We start from the raw sequence: 1696 nt of genomic DNA, 5'->3' as shown, positions 1-1696 counted from the left end.
CGAGCGCGCCGAACCGACCGACGTCGACCCCCTCGTCGAGTGGGAGGCGTTCGAGCCGATCCACGACGACCTCCGCGAGCTGGCGCGGCTCCTCCGCCGGACCGTCCTCGCCGGCCGCCCGATCCGCGTCCGCCACCACGCCGACGGCGACGGGATGTGCGCCGCGATCCCCGTCCAGCTCGCCTTAGAGAACTTCGTCGAGGAGGTCCACGGGGACCCCGACGCGGCGCGGCACCTGTTCAAGCGGCTCCCGAGCAAGGCCCCGTACTACGAGATGGAGGACGTCACCCGCGACCTGAACTTCGCCTTAGAGGGGCGCGCCCGCCACGGCCAGAAGCTCCCCTTCCTGCTGATGCTCGACAACGGGTCGACCGAGGAGGACGTGCCCGCCTACGAGAACCTCGCGCACTACGACATCCCCATCGCGGCCGTCGACCACCACCACCCCGACCCCGAGGCGGTCGAGCCGCTGCTCGACGCCCACGTCAACCCCTACCTCCACGACGAGGACTACCGGGTCACCACGGGGATGATGTGCGTCGAGCTCGCCCGTCTCATCGATCCGTCGATCACCGAGGAGCTCGAACACGTGCCGGCGGTCGCCGGGCTCTCCGACCGCTCGAAGGCGGAGGCGATGGACGACTACGTCGCGCTCGCCGAGGACGCGGGCTACGACGAGTCCGACCTCCTCGACATCGGCGAGGCGCTCGACTACGCCGCCCACTGGCTCCGCTACTCCGAGGGGAAGACCCTCGTCAACGACGCCCTCAACGTCGGCTGCGACGACGAGGAGCGCCACGAGGAACTCGTGGCGTTCCTCTCCGAGCGCGCCGAACGCGACGTGGAGCGCCAGCTCGACGCCGTCGACGACCACGTCGAACACGAGCGGCTCGCCTCCGGGGCGCACCTCTACCGGATCGACTTGGACGAGTACGCCCACCGGTTCACCTACCCCGCGCCGGGGAAGACGACCGGCGAACTCCACGACGCGAAGGTGAAAGAGACCGGCGACCCCGTGATCACCATCGGCTACGGGCCGGACTTCTCCGTCCTGCGCTCGGACGGGGTCCGGCTCGACATCCCGAACATGGTGACCGAGCTGAACGAGGAGCTACCCGAGGCCGGCGTCTCCGGCGGCGGGCACCTCGTCGTCGGCTCGATCAAGTTCGTGAAGGGACGCCGGAGCGAGGTGATCGAGGCGCTCGTCGCGAAGATGGCGGACGCCGAGATCGACGAGGCGCTCTCCTCGACCATCGCGCTCGACGACTAACCGCGGCGACTCCGCCCTCGGTCCCGCTTCACCCGACCGCGATCTCCCGCCGAGCGACGGCACCGGCTCCCGCGAGCGCGACGCCGAACCCGGCGAGGAGTCCGATCGGGAGGTGGACCCCGCCGCCCCGCCAGTCGGCCGCGTACGCCCGGGCGTAGAAGTCCGCCACGGACTCGTTTTCGACCGCGATCACCACTTCGCGGTTGTTCGTCTCCGCGCTGGGATTCCAGTTGAGACTCCCGACGACCGCCGTGTCGTCGACGACGATCCCCTTCGCGTGGACCTTCCCGAACCGACCGCGCGGCGCGGCGAGGTCGACGGCGATCGGCTCGTCCGCGAGGGCCTCAGAGAGGTTGCGGTTCGCCTCCCGGTCGTACCACGCGTCCGAGAGCAACAGGTGAACGTCGACGCCGCGGTCGGCCGCGC

2 protein-coding genes are annotated in these 1696 nt (G+C 70.4%); one reads left to right on the top strand and one right to left on the bottom strand.

The annotated features are described in order from the left end of the window. A partial coding sequence (locus BN903_RS12925) for a RecJ like exonuclease (protein ID WP_048078126.1) occupies positions 1–1270 on the top strand: 1270 nt, incomplete at its 5' end. A gap of 28 nt (positions 1271–1298) precedes the next feature. Here BN903_RS12925 and BN903_RS12920 read toward each other — a convergent pair. Further along, positions 1299–1696 (bottom strand): phospholipase D-like domain-containing protein (locus tag BN903_RS12920; RefSeq protein WP_048078125.1); only part of this gene is annotated, 398 nt, incomplete at its 5' end.

It is taken from the genome of Halorubrum sp. AJ67 (assembly GCF_000513435.1).
This window is presented reverse-complemented; position numbering and strand designations above follow the sequence as displayed.